18 protein-coding genes are annotated in these 21499 nt (G+C 35.6%); 4 read left to right on the forward strand and 14 right to left on the reverse strand.

Translation table 11 applies throughout. The features are described 5' to 3' along the window. Nucleotides 1-26: 26 nt before the first annotated feature. The 14 genes from IR022_RS13100 to IR022_RS13165 all read right to left on the reverse strand — a co-directional run bounded on the left by IR022_RS13100 (nucleotide 27) and on the right by IR022_RS13165 (nucleotide 16075). Nucleotides 27-506, reverse strand: a complete 480-nt coding sequence (locus IR022_RS13100) for a hypothetical protein (RefSeq protein ID WP_194204052.1) — start codon at nucleotides 504-506, stop codon at nucleotides 27-29. Beyond that, nucleotides 503-949 (reverse strand): type VI secretion system tube protein TssD, encoded by a 447-nt coding sequence (gene tssD, locus IR022_RS13105; RefSeq protein ID WP_194204053.1) that lies wholly within the window; start codon nucleotides 947-949, stop codon nucleotides 503-505. The genes IR022_RS13100 and tssD (IR022_RS13105) overlap by 4 nt, the downstream gene beginning before the upstream one ends. Then, nucleotides 949-1368 (reverse strand): type VI secretion system tube protein TssD, encoded by a 420-nt coding sequence (gene tssD, locus IR022_RS13110; RefSeq protein WP_050710632.1) that lies wholly within the window; start codon nucleotides 1366-1368, stop codon nucleotides 949-951. Before tssD (IR022_RS13110) ends, tssD (IR022_RS13105) begins: the two co-directional genes overlap by 1 nt. Nucleotides 1369-1462: 94 nt before the next feature. After that, entirely contained in the window at nucleotides 1463-2836 is a 1374-nt protein-coding gene (locus tag IR022_RS13115; protein ID WP_194204054.1) for a DUF5458 family protein, read from the reverse strand. 16 nt (nucleotides 2837-2852) lie between these two features. Further along, nucleotides 2853-3314, reverse strand: coding sequence for a hypothetical protein (locus tag IR022_RS13120; protein ID WP_194204055.1), 462 nt, complete (start codon nucleotides 3312-3314; stop codon nucleotides 2853-2855). A 187-nt stretch (nucleotides 3315-3501) separates the two neighbouring features. Next, nucleotides 3502-3897 (reverse strand): type VI secretion system tube protein TssD, encoded by a 396-nt coding sequence (tssD, locus tag IR022_RS13125; RefSeq protein ID WP_050710635.1) that lies wholly within the window; start codon nucleotides 3895-3897, stop codon nucleotides 3502-3504. Between the two features lie 1075 nt (nucleotides 3898-4972). Continuing rightward, complete coding sequence (locus IR022_RS13130) at nucleotides 4973-8839, reverse strand: TIM-barrel domain-containing protein (RefSeq protein WP_194204056.1); 3867 nt, start codon at nucleotides 8837-8839, stop codon at nucleotides 4973-4975. Between the two features lie 284 nt (nucleotides 8840-9123). Next, nucleotides 9124-9522, reverse strand: a complete 399-nt coding sequence (gene nikR, locus IR022_RS13135; RefSeq protein WP_050710561.1) for a nickel-responsive transcriptional regulator NikR — start codon at nucleotides 9520-9522, stop codon at nucleotides 9124-9126. A 41-nt stretch (nucleotides 9523-9563) separates the two neighbouring features. Further along, nucleotides 9564-10343 carry an ABC transporter ATP-binding protein gene (locus IR022_RS13140; RefSeq protein ID WP_199330313.1) on the reverse strand — a complete coding sequence of 260 codons (780 nt, stop codon included), beginning with the start codon at nucleotides 10341-10343 and terminating at the stop codon, nucleotides 9564-9566. After that, on the reverse strand, nucleotides 10334-11347 hold the full coding sequence (locus IR022_RS13145) for a FecCD family ABC transporter permease (protein WP_199327726.1): 1014 nt from the start codon (nucleotides 11345-11347) through the stop codon (nucleotides 10334-10336). Before IR022_RS13145 ends, IR022_RS13140 begins: the two co-directional genes overlap by 10 nt. A gap of 25 nt (nucleotides 11348-11372) precedes the next feature. Then, nucleotides 11373-12059: a class I SAM-dependent methyltransferase gene (locus IR022_RS13150; RefSeq protein WP_194204057.1), complete on the reverse strand. Its 687-nt coding sequence runs from the start codon at nucleotides 12057-12059 to the stop codon at nucleotides 11373-11375. Further along, nucleotides 12059-13078 (reverse strand): ABC transporter substrate-binding protein, encoded by a 1020-nt coding sequence (locus IR022_RS13155; protein WP_194204058.1) that lies wholly within the window; start codon nucleotides 13076-13078, stop codon nucleotides 12059-12061. The genes IR022_RS13150 and IR022_RS13155 overlap by 1 nt, the downstream gene beginning before the upstream one ends. 10 nt (nucleotides 13079-13088) lie before the next feature. Next, entirely contained in the window at nucleotides 13089-15248 is a 2160-nt protein-coding gene (locus IR022_RS13160; protein WP_194204059.1) for a TonB-dependent siderophore receptor, read from the reverse strand. Nucleotides 15249-15817: 569 nt separating this feature from the next. Further along, entirely contained in the window at nucleotides 15818-16075 is a 258-nt protein-coding gene (locus IR022_RS13165; RefSeq protein ID WP_050710192.1) for a GlsB/YeaQ/YmgE family stress response membrane protein, read from the reverse strand. A 456-nt stretch (nucleotides 16076-16531) separates the two neighbouring features. Here IR022_RS13165 and IR022_RS13170 point away from each other — a divergent pair, with 456 nt between their 5' ends. From IR022_RS13170 to IR022_RS13185, 4 genes are all read left to right on the forward strand, one after another. Continuing rightward, complete coding sequence (locus IR022_RS13170; RefSeq protein ID WP_050710193.1) at nucleotides 16532-17224, forward strand: NUDIX hydrolase; 693 nt, start codon at nucleotides 16532-16534, stop codon at nucleotides 17222-17224. Between the two features lie 186 nt (nucleotides 17225-17410). Then, nucleotides 17411-18094 carry an L-ribulose-5-phosphate 4-epimerase gene (locus IR022_RS13175; protein WP_050710194.1) on the forward strand — a complete coding sequence of 228 codons (684 nt, stop codon included), beginning with the start codon at nucleotides 17411-17413 and terminating at the stop codon, nucleotides 18092-18094. Nucleotides 18095-18195: 101 nt separating this feature from the next. Further along, nucleotides 18196-19701, forward strand: a complete 1506-nt coding sequence (gene araA, locus IR022_RS13180; protein WP_194204060.1) for an L-arabinose isomerase — start codon at nucleotides 18196-18198, stop codon at nucleotides 19699-19701. Nucleotides 19702-19811: 110 nt separating this feature from the next. Next, on the forward strand, nucleotides 19812-21479 hold the full coding sequence (locus IR022_RS13185) for a ribulokinase (RefSeq protein WP_194204061.1): 1668 nt from the start codon (nucleotides 19812-19814) through the stop codon (nucleotides 21477-21479). The last annotated feature ends 20 nt before the right edge of the window (nucleotides 21480-21499 follow it).

The following is a 21499-nucleotide window of genomic DNA, read 5'->3' on the forward strand; positions in this document are numbered from 1 at the left end:
AATTATTGATGCAATACTTTATCTAATTAGTGCTTTCTTCGAACTGAATTTATCGGACTGGAATCAAACATTCTTGGAGTCCTACTTACTCTGAAGGGTGACTTACGTTTCCTCATAGACGATTGAGCCGGATTATCTGTCATAAGTTCTCGAAGTGCTCCCAATTCTATCGAATTAGTTATTTCAATACAATACATAGTTTTTATCTGTGCCATTGTAGTTTGGCATACAGCTATTACAGCTAAGTACACAAGTTGCCTATTCCAGACATCTCTTTTGACTAGATGTAAGTCCAATAAATATAACCCAATGCCCAACTGCTTTGCGGGAGAAAACGATGTATAGCTATTCAATGCTTTAGGTAGATAATACCCTGTATTGGTAGAGTTATCATTCTCTATATCTACTTTTTTAACGTGTCCCCATCTGGCAACACGGCCTGAATTCCATATATCGAGTTTCAGGTATAAATACAATTCGGTTATAGTATGTTCTGTGATGCTCATTTCCACTTATTTTCAAATTCTTCGGTTCCCACTTTTATTTTGCGAGGCGAAACAATTAAAGTTGTCAGAGTTCCCGCTCCTTTGGGGTTCAATGTCTTTTGGTAACTGATACAGTAAGCATCCTGAAATGTTATGATCAATGCTGCACCTTCCGTTATCTTACTCTCATTTGTAAGAAACCTTATTTCACCATCTCTTTTTTCATAAGGATTCATCATCCATAAGTTAATCCACTGGTCGGGAGTCTCACTAAATGTCAGTGTAAGAATACCGCCATAAGTATCACTATCGGGTTTGTTCTTCTCATTCACATCTTGTCTAAATTCTAAATCGAATTCTTCTAGAATATACTTTTTCTTCATGAACCGAAATTCGGTTACCATGGCAGGCATATTCTTCCCATAGAAAAGCTTGCCTTTTCTAAAACGATCAAAGAATCCCATCAGCTCCAACGATTTATATATTCAACATCGCCTACAATCATACGCTGAGCATTAATCGAAAGCAAAAGAATTACATTCTCTTTATCCTCATTGGGTTCATAATGCATTCTGAATCCTACCAAGCGACCTTCTTCAAAGTATATCTTATCTAAAGATTCTTCATGAGCATCGTGGATGGTTATTTCTCCATTGTATTTCTTGCTACGATCGAATGCCCAAGACAGTAACTCAGCAGTAGGCAACATAGGTAATGCTACTCTTATATTACCTGCCAATACCTCTGTTCTCACTTTCCCTTCTTTTGTAATACCCTTATCAAAGGAGTATTCGCAATGCATAAGATCGTAATTCTCAAAATAAAGATTTTGAATATTATCTTCACTTGGCTTACGAAGCTTGAATATACCTTTACCATCCATAGTTCATACTTAAATAAGGAGGCAGCTAAAGCACTCTTTGATTATCTATCATTATAACGAGTGCTTTGTGCGAGCCATCATATTGAAAATATTATTACTGCTGTTCAACCTCTGTATTCCATGCATTCTCTTCTTCTCCTTTTGTTCCGTCCATTTTGATAACAAAACTTTTTGCAGGAAAATATGGAGTTATATGAAGATCCAAATAAATACGGTCTTTTTGGTTAGGATCACGTTCGAAGCGCACGATCTTGAATTTCTCAATCAGGCGATCAGGTCCTTGTACACCATCTAGAAATTTGATAATTTGGCTCCTAAGATCTCTTTCAGTCTTTCCGCTCCAATTCTCAAATGCTCTGCGATTTAAGAAATCAAACAAAACTTTCATGATATAGTCGAATACACGAACTACCGAATAAGTTTGTAAGCCTAAATTATCTCCATTGAATAATGTTTTACCCGAGAACGCCATTACTTTGCCATACTCGTTTACCATAGGAATTAATCCCATTTTGTCCAACTGAGAAATTTCGCTCTTCTTTAGAGGAAATACTACACTATCAACTTCATTGATTCCTCCATGCTTCTTTCCGGCAGTAATCTGAGACATAAGTGTACCATATATCTTTCCGGCAAGTGCAGCAGCAGGAGATACATGTAGATCATCTTCTTCGCCCAACTCACTATATTTACCTCTACCTATCAACCAGTTACAAGCTAAACAAGTATTCGCTTTATAAGCTTCACCCGAAGCAAGTCCTGCATTGAAAAACATATCAACAACATCATCCGGTTTATCCAAATCCATGAAGTCGGTATATAGCTGAACTTTATTCTCATAAGCGATCTTCGACCATTTATCGATAACTTTAGCACTACCTAAATATCCAGGGATTACCATCAAAGAATAATTGTTACGTAGATCTAGCTTATCATAATTCTGTTTCAGTTCATTAGCAACATAATCAATAAAACGTGAGTTATCCAAGTCTGAGGTCTGCTCTGCAGAAGCATTCACGATGGTAACATTAGTCAGTTTGTCTGATTCTGTGTTTTTGTAGAACAACATCACATTGCGATAAGATTTCTCCAAATCTTTTACAGCTTCTACAGCAGCCAATTGATTTTCTGCCAATAATTGTGATACAGCTGTTGATTTTTCTTGAGATTTATCAAGCATCTCACTAGTGGTTGCTGAAGATCCTAAAATATCAAGCCAAAGATTTATATTATTACGTAAATCAGCTCTTTGTGCTGCATGACCATCCTCCACTAAGAATGCTTTCTTGCGAGCTTTACGTTCGGGGCTCATTGCCGCAATACCATCTACTGCTGACTCCAAAAAATTGAATCCTCCGAATTTTGCCAATGTATTTATTGCCTGATCCAATGATTCAATCGAACCGGCCTTCTTGGTAGCTTTTACCTTTTCGGCAACATCTTGTTGCACTGCTTCTTTCTCTGCCATTATTGTTGTTTGTTTTTTACATTGATATATTTTCGACCTCGTCCATTTCTGCCAATACACCTTGTAGAGCAGCTACGAAAGCAGCTTTTGCCTCAGGATTTTCTAAAGCTCTTTGCAAGACTTTATTCGAACGAAGTTGCTTTGTAAGGTTATCATAGAAGTCTTTTTCGGTATTTACACCTTTTAGAAAAGGGCTTTGAGCAGTCATGCTTTTCACGTTAAAATCTCCGACGCAAGTAAAGCCAAAAGTTTCATTTACAGACTGACCATCTGCATTCTGAAACTCCACATCAACCTCTGGTTTGTAATGTGCAAAAACTTGCTCGATAGACGTTAATCCCGTTACAGCAGACGGATTGATAGGCTCATCAGACGTCAATTTTTCGACAACTAATGTTCTATTTTCGGGAATTGCTGAGATAGCCTCTGAGGAATCTATTTTGACCTCATTTCCACCAATTTCATAGTTATTTATCATATATCTTTAATTTAATGATTATCTTTGATTGTTATCTCCAGTACAGGCACAAAAGAGGAAAGTTGATACTTTCGACAAGCATCAATATTCTTTGTTTGTAAGGAAATAATAAACAGAGAGCAGAACGGAGCGATATCTCAATTACTTTGCGGGAAGAGAGAAATCCACTCCGCTTCTGTTCTACTTTTTAGTTGTTTAGAGGCCAGTTTTGTTCGAACTGTGCACCACCAATTTTTAATACTTGAGCAGAAACCTCAAATGTTAGAGTCATTGGTTTTGAGCCAACTACATCGATATTTTCTTCAAAAGAAACAATATACCCGTTCTCCCATGTAAGTTCCTTCATCTTAGCCTCTTCGTCTCCTTTTTTGAATACGATGCTACCCGAGTTAGGTTTAAATTGTGCTACTAAGCCTTCTAAAATAGATGTATCTTCGGTTGATTCTACATGTACTTTAATAATACCGCCATAAATGTTAGACGCAGGACGTCCTTTTGAGTCGATATCTCTGCTCAATTTGTAACTACAATCAAGGACATCAAATTCTTTGCCCCCAAAATTTAGTGTTGCTCTAAAAGCCATAATTGTATAATTTAAAGTGTTGATATTCCCTGACACAGAGTATCAGGCTTGATTATTCTATATAGTTCTTGGGATGATTTTTTGTTAGTTTCTTTGTTTGTAATTGTTTCGTCGTTTTTGTTCGTCGTTAAAAAATTCGAATTGATAATTATGTTTTCACTTAATTATCGGCGTGTATATTAGTGTTAGCTCTTAATCTAATGGGATATTTACCCAATTAAGCTCAATAAAACATTATCTTTTTATTATTTTTAGTTTAGTATGGTTTTATAAAGTTGTATAAAATAAAATTTGCAACAAGGTAAGGCAGACTAGTTTTATAAAGTTTTCAATACGTGTTACGTTTACGAATATAAGTATGTTAAAAACAACTGACAAGTGAACAAAAATTAATCTTGTCAATACTTCTTTAAATATCACAACAAAACATTATCTATCAAACATTTGACAACTATGTTAAATTTAATTAACGACCTGTTTTTTAACTTTAAAGTGAGAACAAATCTCATTAAAATTTGTGGCCCTACCAAAAATGTAGATTTTCTTAAGAAACAATTTCATTTATACAACTGATAATCTACACTTTATAAAAACAGAGAAAATATAAGCTATTATTAAATATTTATTTAAATAACAAATAAATTATTGATAGATCATATTTATATATAACCTACTCATATAAAATTGAAAGATGTAATTAGAGTATAATCAATTAATAAGGAAACATATAATAAATTATTAATACACGATGATAATCTCATTTATTTAGCTCCAGAAAAGACAAAAATAAAAAGAGACTAACTAAAAAATCACAAAACAATTATCTATTACCAATATTAACACATTTACAAAAAAATAACCATATCATATTTAACGAATAAAGGTCTAATAATAAATGAAGAAGCAATAAAATTTTCAAATAATGAGAGCTGTTTCAGGCAATACATCTAAGAGAGAGAGATAACGAGCAGTGGTACTTTATTGGTAAATATCACAAAAGCCACTCACAACTAGCGTGTCATGAGTGGCTTTTTAATATTTTACATAAACGAGAATAACTCTCTTATCTATTATTTTAGAACTTATGTGTATTTAAATTTTTATCAACTAAAAATCCATCTATAATCTTCAAATCAAATTTCAATTTTTGCTTAGCTCTAAATTTCAAGATAAAGAGATCCACAGTACCTTCAATAGGTTCTTTGTTGCCTATGTTGATAAATGTTGGATACAAAGCTTTTACTCCATTTGTATGAAGTCTGTCATTAGTAAGGTTCTCCATTTCTTTCATATTTAATGGCTCTATGCTAATAAACTCATAATTCTGTGGATCATATGGCAAAGCAAAGCTCAAAGCATTTAGAGATCGAAGGTCAATTCCCTTAACATAAATTTCGAATACTTCATCTTTATTCAAATTTTGCCTCTTTGTACTTATCTCAATATCTCCAGTAACTTTTGCGACTTTATCATCTCCTACACCACCATCCAGCTGTGTTGCAACAACAGAAATATCGTAAGCATCTATCAAACCATTCTTATTGATATCTCCATTACTGATATATCCTTCGAAATCAGCATCATCTTTTCTCAATCCGGTGTAATTAGTATATGATGTCAAGTCGTTTCTATCAATCAGGCGATCATTATTAATATCTCCCGGAAGATAACTTTCAGTATTAGGCACTTTAAATACATATAATTCTCGACCCGAACCAAAGCCTTTAACCCCATCCGTAACAGATAATTTCACATAGCGAGCTGTCGGATGATTTGTAAAATCAAATACTTTGACCTCGTCATTATTTGCCCATTCAAATGAACCTGCTTCCATCCAAATTTCTTTGTCATTACGATAAAAGACATTCCCTTTCAATAATGTTCCATTTCCTCTTCCAATACGTGGCAAATAATGAAACTTATCTAATTGATTTATTGTTTTCAAATCCATTATCAAATCGAATGGAATAGAGTTTGTTCCCCATTTAGTATGCCACAAATTACTTTCATCAAAGTCGAATAGTTTTTCAATATCCGATTCTGCTTCATTTTCAGCAGTAGTCTCACCTACAATTCCTCTAATAGCAAATTCCAAAGGATTAGATTTAGTTGTAGCACTGAATGTAGCCCAATCCGAATATCCATCTTTATTTACCGAGCGTATTTTGAAAGGATAAGTCGTTTCTACATTCAATCCATCAAATAACAACTCCGTATCTTTTATCGTCGTATAAAGCATTCCGTTGAAATCAATTTCATAATAATTTGCATTGTCTACTCTATCCCATGTTGGTTTTAAAGTATATGCTTCTCTATTTTCTTCTGTAACTTGAGCAGCGGCAGGAGCTTTTATTGAACCCGATGTTACTCTATACTTATCAGAAGGCTCGAATAAAAACCCTTCTATATTCAGGGTTGTTTTGCTAGTTGTAATATCAGAAGAAGCCAACTTTACAAAAAGCTGCGGGTTCTTAATAAGAACTTCTTTCTCAAACTCACTACCTTTAGTTGCAAACTTATTTAAGTTTGGGGCAGCATCGTAGAAGTAAACATTTTCCTTTTTCAAAAATTCGTCCTTCGAATTTACCTCAGCTAATTTCACTTTATTATCCCCAACCTGAGCTGAAATCTTCTTTGGCTTTTCCGTTACATTTATCCTGAATTCTGTCGATTTTTGCTTAACAAAACCATTAAAATCACCTTTTGAGGGATGTATAGTCAGCACTACATTATTTTTGCCACTAACATTGGATTCAATTAAAGTAGTAACTCCCTTACCCAATCTGTATGCTTCAGTTGTTCCATCATCATCATATTCAGTAAATGAACTGTTCCCAAATGGATAGATTTCATATATACGAATGCCTTTATCTATTTCGGAAACATTGTTATTGGGATTAGTCATTGGAATAATAGCTCCATTCTTAACAAATACCGGAAGTTTCCACAATGGTGATGCATAATTATTGATAATGGAATTACCCTCATATTTATCTCCTGAGAAATAGTCAATCCAAGAACCTTCTGGTAAATAAATTCCATTGCGGATATCATTACCTTTATCATCCGACTTCGTCTCTTGATAGATAGGTGCAATTAAAAAATTAGCTCCGTATAAGAATTGATATTGTGTAGATTTCCCTTTAGTATAATCATTAGGATATTCCAAGAACATGGCTCTAATCATAGGCATTCCGTCAATGGCCTCTTTGGCAATGCTATATGTATAAGGAATAAGTTCTGACTTAAGTTTCAGATACCATCGGTTTATAGATGTTGCCGGTTCACCCAACGCATGAGGGTATTTTTCGTTAGCTCCCCATCCATCCATATTCAATTCCATAGGAGTAAATGTTTTCCACTGAAAATCTCTGGTATTAACTACCAGATTTTTACCGCCAAAAATTCCATCTACGTCAGAGGTTATGTTAGGTTGACCCGATAATCCCGACCCAATATAAGTTGGTATGTGAAAACGAATGTATTCCCATACTCCACCGGTTTGGTCTCCCGACCACACTCCGGCATAGCGTTGTGTACCTGCCCAACCATCAAGCGATATGATAAAAGGTCTGCTGTTATCTCCATAATAGGTCATAATATTAGCCACATCAGCAATACCATTCAAGCCAAAAGAGTATCCTGCACCTACCCAAGCCACATCTGTTTTTAAGACACGCACACCCGCATCTCTTACTTCCTTTACAATATCTCTTTGCAAGAGAGCGTCTATTTCGGGTTTAGGATGTAAGTCCGATTGAGTCCAAAGACCAATTTCAACACCATTCTTATGAGCATAATCAGCCAGGCTCTTCAAATTCTGAATATTTCCATCCAAAGTTCCCGTTTGTCCATATCCGGCACCATAGCCATCATTAGGTAGAAGCCATCCTAATGGCATATCATGATTTTTATAGCGGTCGATTACTCCACGAGCCGAAAACTGATAATTGTCTTTTTCTCCATTCAAAGACTCTTTAATCCCTCCATTATCTTTTTGACTTTCCTTGTAACGCTTTCCATCCTCAAAAAGAATTCCTTTTTCGTCTTCTTTCCAGTAATCTCTGTTGTAAGCATTTAAATGACCTTGATAGAAACCAAATTTGGGTAATAATACAGGGTTTCCTGTAAGTTGATAATAATCATTCAACAAAGGCACAGCTCCATCACTTATCATATAAAAAGCATCTAGGTAATCTGTATCGTGAGATAACTTTACAATGCCTTTTTCTCTTCCTCCAAAATCATACTTCCCTTTTTTGAAAGTATACCACATCACACCATATCCATTGGTAGACCAATAGTAGGGAGTGGGCGAAGCGACTCCGCCATCAGTCCAGCTATTTTGGTTTTCAATAGATATAGCTTTTCCTTTATGCGAAAATCGCCCATTCTGAACTCCACCTCCGTAAAAATACTCTTGAGGATTCTCTTTGAATGTTAAGACGACTTTTCCTTTCTCAAAAAGAACAGGTTCAGCTTCTTCCAATACAATTCTATTGGTTTCAAGATTAGTGATTTTCAAAAGAGACGTTTGCTTATCTAACTGAACTTTCACTTTTTCGGTAGAAAAAGATATATAACTGTTATCATCCTCTAAATCTAGTTTAGAAATAGATTTTCTAGGATTATCAACTAAAATTTTCGCTTCGGGTTTTGCTACGGGATCTCTTATTATCCCACCTGAATTATCCAGGAAAACTCTAAAGATATTTTCGCCATAAAAATCGAATGCCATTCTCTGATTGTTAGAGAATAATACTTCAACAGTTGTTGGATTTATCTTTTTTGCACTAATCACATGTTGATTTTGCTGTGTAATCTCAACAGCATTCCTTGTTTGTTCAATGCTATACGCTGAAGAATACGAAAACATCAGAGGTATAACCAATACAAGCAGAGCTTGTTTCTTGTGTTTAAAATTACCAGTTAAGTTTTTCATAATTTAGACTATATAATTTAAGGTGATTTAAATATGATAAAATTAAAAAATATCCACCACTTCTGAGCTTCATCTATATTAAATATAGTAAAAGCGGCTGAAAGAAATTACAAATACAATCATCTCAAAAACTATTAAGATCAGGAAACTAACTACAATGATTATTTGAGATTGAATTCGACTTTTTGTAGAAGTCTTAGAATAAAATAACTGAGGGTATCCAAAAGGATCCCCTCAGTTAATCAAAATAAAAGATGTTTTTTATTTATCTATATCTAGAATTATCATACCATTGTAATCGACAGATCGCCGTGAATAATACCTTTTACAGCGGTTAGTTGATTAGCTAAATCTCTCAAGACCGAAGCATTACCCTTCAAAGCAATAATTTCCATACAAGTATCATGATCGAGATGTATGTGCTGAGAGCAAAGGATTACATGATAAAATTGATGTTGTATCTCGGTTATTCGATCTAATAATTCTCTCCTGTGATGGTCAAACGATAATGTAATGGAACCCCCAACAATTTTATTGGAATCCAATTGACTTTCTACCTCCACCTTCTTTATCAAGTGACGAATAGCTTGAGAACGGTTAGGGAATTTATTACTAATAATATAATTATCCAATAAATCTAATACATCCTTTTCTACTGAGACTCCAAATCGAACTACTTTCATTTATCTTGTTTTTTATTTTTCCATTAAAATTAGAGACAACTTCATTGAAGCTCACCAAAGGGTAGCATAAATTTTTTATCATCTCTTGTAAATTCTACAAAGCTCATACCATATACTTTTTCCAACAACTCAACATTAGGAGCAGCAGGATTGGTAGGCGTATAAATATTGCCATGATGCAGATAACAAAAATGATCTGCATACTGAAAAGCGAGAGTCGGATTATGCATAATTGCAATTACTGTAAAATCGTTCTCCGAATAATCTTTCAACTTTTCCATCAGATAGTGTTGATAATAAACATCTAAGTGATTGGTTGGTTCATCCAGAAGTAAGATTTTTGGCTTTTGCATCAATAATCGCCCAATCATTACAATTTGTTGCTCGCCTCCAGAAAGCTGAGTAAAAGATTTGTCCTTTAATCGTGTAATGGATAAGTCTTTTAATATTTTATCAACTAATAAGCGATCTTCTTTTTTAGGAGCGAAACCCGAAAAGGCAGTACGACCTGTTAACAGAATCTCTTCAACTGTAAACGAAAAAACTGACTGGGTAAATTGTGGTAGAAAGCCTATAAGCGAAGCTCTGTCTTTGAAACGCAGCTTATCCATATCCTGACCACAGATGCGAATATTTCCTTGATGCCCTTTCAATAACCCGGCAATAATTTTAAACAGGGTAGACTTCCCTCCCCCATTAATACCCAACAAGACCGAAAACTTATTCTCGGGAAATACAACATTTACTCCATTAAGCACGGGCTTATCGCCATACGAGTAATGCATTTCTTCAATATGTATAGCCTCTGTAATCAATTCCAATTCAGTTTATTTTTTCTCATTAAGAAAACAAAGAAAGCTCCACCCAGTATAGTAGTGAAAATTCCTATTGGTACTTCAAAAACAAATAAAGCCCTAGATAAGTTGTCAATTAGCAGAAGAAAACTTCCTCCTAAGAAAATATTTCCCGGAATTGATTTACTATTGTCCGAGCCAAGTAACATTCTTACAATATGTGGCAAGAATAATCCATAGAAACTAATAATACCGGCAACGGCTACCGTTGTAGTAGTCATTAAAGTGGCACACACAATCAAAATCAATTTGTCAAAAGAGGGATTCACACCTACCGATTTGGCTGCATCATCACCCAATGCCAATAAATTTATACGCCAACGATATAAAAATACAATAGCTAAGCAAATCAATATTGGAATAAAAGCCTGCTTCAACTCTATCCAAGAAGCAGCATGTAAATTGCCCATTGCCCATTGTACAATAGCCTGCAATTTGTAAGGGTTACTAATATACTGAACCATAGTAAGCAGAGCCATAAAGACTCCCGAAACGATCATTCCCGAAAGGATAATAGAGACCGTAGATATTTGCTTATGAGAACCGGCAATCATATAAGTTAGAATAACTGCTATAGAGCCACCTACAAAGGCATAAACATTGACAAAACTCAACGAATAAACAATTGCTAACGATGCCCCAAAAGCCGCACCTGATGAAATGCCTAAGATATAGGAATCTACTAATGGATTTCGAAATATCCCCTGCAATACACCGCCTGATGTAGACAAAGCTGCCCCCACCAAAAAGGTAAGTAATATTCGCGGCATCCGGACGTTGAAGAGGATATTCGAAATCATTTCGTACTGAGTAATCTCGCTCGCAGTCATAACACTATCAGCCAATTTCTTATATAGTAAAGGCAAATAGTCAAAAACATTTACTTGTGCAGATGAGCCTATGAACAAAGAGATTACCAACATTGGCAAAGGTAGTCCAAAACATATTATATTAGCAATTTTTCTACTCAATGCAGATATATTTAGAGTGTTAAGATTAGAGTTTAATAGCCGTTAATTGAAAGAGAGCTTCCTCATTTTCGGGCTTATGCAAAATTCTGTTTTGAGCCTTCTCGTCAACCTCTACTTTCGTAAAGCCAACTTTCTCTAACAATTCCATATCTTTTTGTGGACGACTGTGTTTGCTGATATCCAACTTACTTTTAATAATGTTTGCTTCTTCCATTATACCGGCTGGATATTTTTCGTGTCCTTCTTGCGAAAAACACATATCTCCAAAATCGCCATCGAAGTTCAAAAACAAACCTTTGGATTTTAAGACCTTGAAGCTTGCAGCATAAAACTTCTCTACATCGGGAGTTGTCCAAGTCATTAATCGGGTAAACACCAGATCAAATTGATTCTCGGGAAATTGTAGTTCCTGAGCATCCATTACATGATAATCAATCGGAAGACCCAAATCTGCAGAAACTCGCTGAGCTTCCTCAACCATATTGGGCGACAAGTCTACCGCTGTAACTTCGTATCCTGCAAGATGAAGGATATTAGCAAAATAACCCGAGGCTGTTCCTACTTCTAAAACTTGATTTCCGGGTAAATGAGGTAAGAGCGATTTAAAGTATTCCAACCAATATGTGGTTTCGGGCAAAGTCCATGCTTCTTTTTTTTCTTCACTCCATATGGCACTTTGTTTATCCCAATATTTAGCAATTTCTGTAATCATTATAAATATTTTATAAGTTTTTCACTGGTTTCTGTTCCGTAAAGCTCCCCTAGTATTTCTTTTATCTCATTTGTACCATCCCCACCCTTAGAAGCATAAGCCCAATTGTGTATAGCAACTGCTGCACATAGTGATTTGAATGTATGAGGATTATAAAAAAACATCGGCATAAGGTTATGAATCTGCTTTTCGCGAATTGCTGTTACCCCGCCCAATTCTTTTTTATTATAAAACAAATCAGGACTATCGTTCCACATCACAATCATATCAGGATTCCATCCAATCAAAGTTTCGGGATTAATGTTTGGTTTATCCATCTCGAATGGGCATGCATTTTCTACACCAGCCAAATCGAGGCAATCGTTCATCATACTGCTACGACCTGCGGTAGAGAAGATACGTCCGTTTGCCCAAGTAAAATAGACCGTTTTATGATTTGAATCACCTTGTGAAGCTGTACGCTCTTGTAAATCCTTTATTTTATTTTTCGCATAAGTGATTAACTCCTCTCCTCTTTCGGTTTTGCCTGTCAGAATCGAAATGTCTTTCATTTCTTTTACCAAGTCTTCGTATCTTGCGGCAGCAGCAATATAAACCGGAATATTCATTCCTTGAAGGGTTTTAACTACACTTTCGGGCAATTGCTGAGCAATAACTAAATCAGGACCCAACTGAATAATACTTTCTAAACTCGCCAGCTCATTACTTCCCGGTGTTGCCAATTCCTTATTTAGGATACGAGAATCGATGTGTTTGTAATAATCATATAATTCACTATCAAAATAAGTCTCAGCAGGAATTCCGATTAACTTATCTTGAGCTTGTAACATATAAATCACATCTACTGATGGATCGAACAAGCATACAATTTTCTCAGCCGGTTTAGATAAATTAATCTCATTTCCTTGAATATCGGTCACCGAAATAGCAGAAGAACTATCCGACTTCTTATCCTTTGAATTTTGATTACTACAACTTGCGAGAGCTATTAAGCTTAGGAATATAAAAATAATACGCATGGTAAATAGTTTATAGGTTTAGAGTAACTGAGCAACGGTAATTGATTGGAGCTAATTGTACCCAATAATACATATCATTCTTCTTCCAACCTGTTGAATACTGATGTGTATCCAAGATATTATTCACCATCAGATTTACACTGAATTTCTTTTTTGTATAAGCGATTCCTCCATCCATTCTGAAAAAGTCTTTTAATTCCTGAGGATCAATAGATGTAAACCTTTCAGCTCTTCCTACCATATATTGATACCCTAAAGACAAACTAAAGCTATTGAGTGCCTTAAATGGTAATTCGTAATTAACCCAAGTATTCTGTATATGTTTGATACGGTTAGGTGTAGCCATTCCAACCATAGCTGGATTCTTATCATCTTTAGTAATCTTCGAATCGGTATAAGCGTAATTGATAATTACATTCAAACCTCTAGCAATACGTCCTCGAATATCAAATTCTATTCCTTTTGATTCATTTTCTCCTGATTGGTAGAAATCGTTATTTACCGGGTCTTTAACAATATTATTACTACGAGTAATGTGATAAAATGAAAGAGTTGTACTTAAAGCTTTATTATACCAATCCTTTTTTAATCCTGCTTCATAACTAACACCACGAATAGGCTTTAATGCAGTTTTGTCATAAGCTATACCTGCCTGAGGGATAAAAGTATTATCATATAATCCATAGACACTGAAAGATTCTGTTAAAAGAAAATTGGCTCCTAACCTTGGTGTAAGCACCCAATCTGAGGCATCGGTTTCCTCTCCATACTGATTGAAATCGGCATCGGATTGAGTCAACCTGAGTCCTCCCGTAATTTTCAGTTTATCGCGTAACAGAGATATTTCATCCATCACATATGCAGAAGTGTAATATAATCTGCTATCAGTTAAATTTTCGGGAGCATTTATTCCATTCTCCGAATTAAAGTCGCCACCTATCCCATTATTATTGATAACATTCGAATATATAGGATTAGACATACTTAATGGATAAATAGTAGTTGCCGTATTCCAAGTATCTTGTGTTTTGTTTCGTTTGTGGTTAAAGTCTACTCCCGCAAGTAAAGCATGCTTTACTTGTCCGGTCGAAAATTTACCTTGCGTAAACGCCTGTGTCGAAAAGATGTTATATTTCATACCATCATAAACATAATAGCGGTCGAGAATATCAGGGTCTGTTTCATTTTTTCCATATACCCAAAAGATAGTTCCTTCCGATTGACTATTTATATTTGATACCTGTGTAGTAAAAGCCCAATTTTCATTGAATTTCCTTTGGAAGTTTACAAAAACACTATGGTCATTAGCTCTATATGGTCTCAAATTCGGATCGCTTATACTAAAATCTCCAGGTAATGATCCAAAACCATTTGGTGAGATTTGTGCTTCACTCAAAAACATATAGTTTAATCGTTGGTAGATGTAGTCAACCGATAACGATGTTTTATTATCAATTACATATTTAAGAGAAGGTGCGATCAAAATACGATCATTATTATCGAATTGCAGAAAGCCTTTTTTATTCATTCCCATTATATTGAAACGGTACAATAACTTTCCATCCTCATCCACTGTTCCATCCAAGTCGGCTTCAGCTCTTATCAACCCAAAACTACCTTGTATCATTCTGAAAGTTTTTCGGTTCGTGCCAGTAGGCTTTTTGGTGATAATATTATACGAACCCGCAGGATCTCCTATTGAATTCATAAAACCCGATGGGCCTTTTATAAACTCTACACTCTCAATTATGGCAACATCATCGCCAATCGGACCTTTTAACAAAGGACGAAGATCAACTCCATTGCGTTGAGCACTTATATATCCTCCACGTGTATATATGTCGGGAGAAACACCATTATGCAATTCTTCACGAAATGTTCCACTCACATTGCGAGTAACACTTTCTGTTAAATTTAACGATAGCTGATCTTTTAAAACAGATGCATTGATTATCTGTATATTCTGGGGAGTCTTAAGCATTTCTCCTTGTATTCTCAAACTACTGGAGATATTATCCAGATTATATTTTTTATACGGCTGAGCCTTTACCGTAACCTCTAATAGAGTGACACTCTTAACGCTATCTGATTCTAAGGGTGCTTCCTGAGCACACACATAAGATAAAGATAATAGGAAGGTTATAGATCCAATTAACAATACTTTCCTCATAGGTATGATAGATATTTACATTAAACTTATTTTGTTAGACTCAGCGCTGTTATTGTCAATAGTAGCACGAATATTATTTTTTTGCTACTTACATTTATGAACAAACATTCAATGATTTTGTTTTTCATTTTTTTGACAACTATGTGAACAAACATTACCCATGTGTTAATTTGCAAACCATAGAGTGTATATATTTAAAGAAGAATAATATATATATGATTGATTTTCATAGTTAATACAACAAAGAGAAGAAACTCTAAAAAAAGACACAATCAGACAATGAGAGATAAGCTTTAACTAAATTCGATAGATAAAAAGAATGCAATTATTTATTTTATTTATAATCCTTCTTCAAAAAGAGCGAGAACTATGGTTATAGCAAACCATTTTGAATCATAGAACATCTAGCAGCGTGGGATAGATAAAACTAAGAATCCATCCTTGGGAAGGATAGTTTAGAAAAGTAAATATCGAAAAACGAGTAAAGGCAGGTTAAACCTGCCTTTACTCGTTTTTCGATATTTCAAGATTATATAAATAAATACATCTTCGTCATATGTTGACTATTGTCAGACGTTCTTCTTCCGGAACAGCGATATAATCCAAAGTAAAACAACAGCTCCTACTACCGACATTATTAATACCCCGAATATTCCACCGGTACTAATACCTAGTAAGCCATAAATCCATCCGCCTAAGACACTACCTACAAGACCTACTATCAAATTAACAATAAAGCCAAATCCATTTCCTTTCATAATCCAACCGGCAATAGCACCTGCGGCAACACCAATAATTATCGACCATATAATTCCGTAACCTTCCATAATCTAAATTTTTAAATTAATATTTATGTAAACTCCAATTGTAGAAGTCTGTCAATATTTATATAAAACAAGGAAGAAGAAGGTTTTGTTCGATTTATTATGCATTAGGGAACCTGAGCTTTATACAAAAAAATACTCATTGCACTTTTCTAAGACACTTATTTCAAAGGTAAATTTCATCTGCTAAATAGATTTTTGCTTGCCCGTTAATTTCAGCTCTATCATTCAAATGTTTACATTTCAAGCACCCTTCTCGTTCCGATAAATACTACAACTAAGAAAAAACACTTTCAGAATAGAAGGTTCCAATAAAGTGATAAATACCGTATGTTTGTAGTCAAAATCTAATTAATATCTACGAATCTTCATTGAGAGCAGAATAATTGTTAGTTTTACACTCAATAAATTTTCAATATATTTACATCTTTTAATTCAATGCTAATTTAGAAACTCAATATGACTCCATTATTTTATAAAGATCAGGAAAAATTTTATGTTTCTGTGGACTGCCTTATTCTCGGATTTAAGAACGACAAATTGTATCTTCTTATATCAAAACGTAAATTCGAGCCATTGAAAGGACAAGATTCTCTCATGGGCGGATTCGTTCGGGCAGAAGAAAGCCTTTCGGAAACAGTTTCGAGAGTCGTATTTGAATATACTGGCATTCAAGATGTCTTTATGGAGCAAGTAGGTGCATATGGTGAGATTGGACGTGATACGGGAGAGCGCGTTGTTTCCTTAGCTTACTATGCTTTGATAGATATACAATCGTTTGATGATCAATTATGCAAAGTGCATGATGCTCGTTGGGAGGAACTGGATAAAGTTGGTGATCTTATTTTTGACCACAATCTAATATTAAACGATACAATCGAAATTCTGAGGAACAAAGCTGCAACCAAACCACTTGGTTTCAACCTTCTTCCTGAAAAGTTCACATTGCCTCAACTTCAAAGTTTATATGAGGCAATCTATCAAACTCCTTTAGATAAACGAAATTTCAGAAAGAAGATTTTAGAGATGGACATTCTCGAAAAACAAGAAGACAAAGATAAATCGAGCTCAAAAAGAGGAGCTTTCTATTACAAATTCAATAAAGAGAAATACGATCTTCTACTAAAAAAAGGATACTTCTTTTCATTATAACATACATCAAGGTATCATAAAATGATGTCTTATAGCCGATTATTTAGAATATTATCTGTTGTAAGGCATTTTTTATTATTAATATGTTTTATAACACATATCGGATAAGTGTTACTTAATACACTTATTCGTAATATTGCAAGTGTATTCAAAACACTTATTTTCCTTTTTTAACCTTGTAATAGCATGTTAGAAACATTAAAGAAAGAAGTTTTCGAGGCCAACCTTAATCTAGTAAAGCACGGATTGGTAATATTTACCTGGGGAAATGTGAGTGCAATAGATCGAGATTCTCAATTAGTTGTTATTAAGCCATCGGGAGTATCGTATGATACAATGACAGCCGAAGATATGGTTGTTGTTGATTTGGATGGTAACGTAGTAGAAGGGAAATTAAAACCCTCTTCCGATACAGCTACTCACCTCGTCTTATACAAAGCATTCCCTGCAATTGGCGGAATTGTACATACCCATTCGACCTATGCGACAGCTTGGGCACAAGCAGGGTGTGATATTCCAAATATCGGAACTACTCATGCCGATTACTTCAAGGATGCGATACCTTGCACCAGACAAATGACCCCTGACGAAATAAAAAACAAATACGAACTGGAAACCGGTAATGTAATTGTGGAGCGATTCAAGGATTTGAATTCAGAATATACACCCGGAGTTTTAGTGAATAATCACGGTCCTTTTTCATGGGGAAAAGATGCAGATAATGCTGTATACAATGCAGTTGTGTTGGAACAAGTTGCTAAAATGGCATCTATATCATTCGCTGTAAATCCTCAATTGAAAATGAATGATGACCTTATAAAGAAGCATTTCTTTAGAAAACACGGACCCGATGCTTATTACGGTCAATAACGTTCTGAGATAAATCTTTTATACTCATTCACAGATTAACTATTTAATACAAAAAAAAGTAAAAAGGTCACAGGCCTTATTAATCAAAAAATTTATATATCATGGAATTTAAAGATTTAGAAGTTTGGTTTGTAACCGGCGCACAATTGTTATATGGCGGAGATGCTGTTGTATCGGTAAATGCACACTCGACCGAAATAGTAAAAGGTTTGAATGATGCAGGTACACTACCCGTAAAAGTTGTTTTTAAAGGAACAGTAAACTCTTCTGCCGAAGTAGCAAAAGCTTTTTCTGAGGCAAATAACGATCCTAAATGTGCTGGAATCATTACATGGATGCACACTTTCTCACCTGCTAAAATGTGGATTCAAGGATTGAAAGATTACAAAAAACCACTTTTACATCTTCACACTCAATTCAATAAAGAAATTCCATGGTCTGAAATCGATATGGATTTCATGAACTTGAATCAATCGGCGCATGGCGACCGCGAGTTTGGTCATATGGTTAGCCGTATGCGCAAAAACAGAAAAGTAGTTGTAGGACATTGGTCTGATGCCAAAGTTCAAAACAAAATAGCCGTTTGGCAACGTGTTGCAGCAGCTTGGGCAGATGCTCAGGGCATGATTATTGTCCGCTTTGGCGACAACATGAACAATGTAGCTGTAACCGATGGTGATAAACTAGAAGCCGAATTAAGATTAGGATATCATAATGATTATTATGGTGTTGGCGATTTAGTAGCTTTTCAAGATAAAGTAACAGAAGCAGACATAGATGCTCTAGTTGCAGAATATGAAAAAGAATATATATTTGCTGACGATTGTAAAAAAGGTGCAAAGAATCATGGACAAGTACGCGAGGCTGCTCGTGAAGAAATAGCTCTTCGTCGCTTTTTGAAAGACAAAGGAGCAAAAGCATTTACAACTAATTTCAATGCATTACACGGTTTGAACCAATTACCGGGTCTGGCTTGTCAACGTTTAATGGCAGAAGGTTACGGATTTGGTGCAGAAGGTGACTGGAAAACAGCAGCCTTACTCAGAACCATGTGGGTAATGGCTAAAGGATTACCCGGAGGAACATCTTTCCTTGAAGATTACACCTACCATTTCGATGGAGAACAAAGTGCAATTCTCCAATCTCACATGTTAGAAGTATCTCCTGAAATTACAACTCAAAAACCACGATTAGAAGTTCATCCATTAGGTATCGGTGGTAAAGCAGATCCTGCACGCTTGGTTTTCACAGCCCATGCAGGAACAGGTGTTGCAGCTACTATTGTTGATATGGGCAACCGTTTCCGTATGATTGTAAACAATGTAGATGTTATTGAACCTAAAGCAGCATTACCCAAATTGCCAGTAGCTAGTGCTTTGTGGATACCACAACCTAACCTGGAAATAGGTGCAGCAGCTTGGATATTAGCCGGAGGTACTCATCATACTTCATTCTCATATGCATTAACCAATGAGTTTTTGGAAGATTATGCAGACATAGCCGGAATCGAATTGATAACTATTGATAAAGACACAACAATCAATAAGTTTAAATTCGAATTGAAAGTAAACGAAGTGTTCTATTTGCTAAATAAAGCATTACAGTAAGTTAGTTAAAGTTTGACCAATAGCCTTGAAGATATTTTATCTTCGGGGCTTTAGGTCTAAATTGCAAACCTTACTCAACCCTTTTATTTAATCTTAACTCTGAATAGAATATGAAATATACAATTGGACTAGATTATGGTTCTGATTCTTGTCGGGCCGTTATCATCGATGCCGAAACAGGCAAAGAAATAGCTTCATCCGTAAAATACTACAAACGTTGGGCAGCAGGCAAATACTGTGACCCACATAAAAACCAATATAGACAACACCCTCTTGATTATATAGAGAGCCTTGAAGAATCGGTAAAAGAAGCTTTAAGCAAATCACCTAAAGGTACAGCCGAAAATGTTGTAGGAATCTCTTTCGATACCACAGGCTCAACACCTGCACTTATAGATAAAGACGGTGAAGTACTTTCTTTAAGACCGGAGTTTGCAGAAAACCCGAATGCGATGTTCGTACTTTGGAAAGATCATACAGCAGTAAAGGAAGCCGCAAAAATAAATGAAGTAGCTAAAAGATGGCCTATCGACTATACAGCTTACGAAGGCGGTATATACTCGAGCGAATGGGTTTGGGCAAAAATGGCCCATGTACTAAAAATTGACGAAACAATTCGTGATGCAGCTTATTGCTGGATAGAACATTGCGACTGGATGTCTGCTTTAATTACTAATACCACAAAACCATCTGATATAATAAGAAGCCGTTGTGCAGCAGGTCATAAAGCTATGTGGCTAAAAGAATGGGACGGATTACCAACTGATGATTTCTTGACAGAAGTAGAACCTCTGCTTAAAGGCTATAGAGACAGACTATTTAAAGAGACATACACAAGCGATGTTAAAGTAGGTAATCTTACTCAGGAATGGGCAGACAGATTGGGGCTTACTACAAATGTAGCTGTTGGAGTTGGTGCTTTCGATTGTCACATGGGAGCTGTAGGCGCTGAAATAGGTCCTAAGACTTTTGTACGTGTAATCGGAACATCTACCTGCGATATAATGATTGTGCCTTATGAAAGCATGCACGGAAAACTAATTCCCGGAATATGCGGACAGGTTGACGGTTCGGTAGTTTCCGGAATGATTGGCTTAGAAGCAGGACAATCGGGTTTTGGTGACATATATGCTTGGTTTAAATCGGTATTGGCATGGCCAATCGAAAATCTGATCAAAGAATCCTCTTTAATAGATCAGGCAACAAAAGATAAACTAATAGCGGAAGCTTTAGATAAAATGATCCCTGCCCTATCGATTGAGGCAGCAAAAATACCTGTATCCGAAAGTGGCGTTTTAGCAATCGACTGGATGAACGGACGCAGAACTCCCGATGCTAATCAATTGGTAAAAGGCACAATCACAGGTTTGAATCTTGCAAGTGATGCACCTATCATTTTTAAAGCATTGGTCGAAGCCACAGCATTCGGCTCGAAAGCAATTGTAGACCGTTTCATTGAAAATGGTATCGAAATAGAAAGTGTAATAGGAATCGGAGGTATTTCATTGAAATCTCCACTTGTTATGCAAACGCTGGCAGATGTATTGGATATGCCTATTAAAGTGGCTAAATCAGAACAAGCCTGTGCCTTTGGTGCAGCTATGTTTGCGGCAGTTGCAGCAGGTGTGCATCCAACTATAAAAGAAGCACAAACAGCCATGGGGCAAGGTTTTGCATCTGAATACAAGCCCAATCTTGAAAATCATAAAGTGTATATGGCATTGTATGATAAGTATCAAAAGCTTGGAAAATTTACGGAAACAGAATTATTCTCATAAGCTCTCAGAGCTTTTTATTG

It is taken from the genome of Dysgonomonas sp. GY617, assembly GCF_015233815.1.
Lineage (GTDB): Bacteria > Bacteroidota > Bacteroidia > Bacteroidales > Dysgonomonadaceae > Dysgonomonas_A.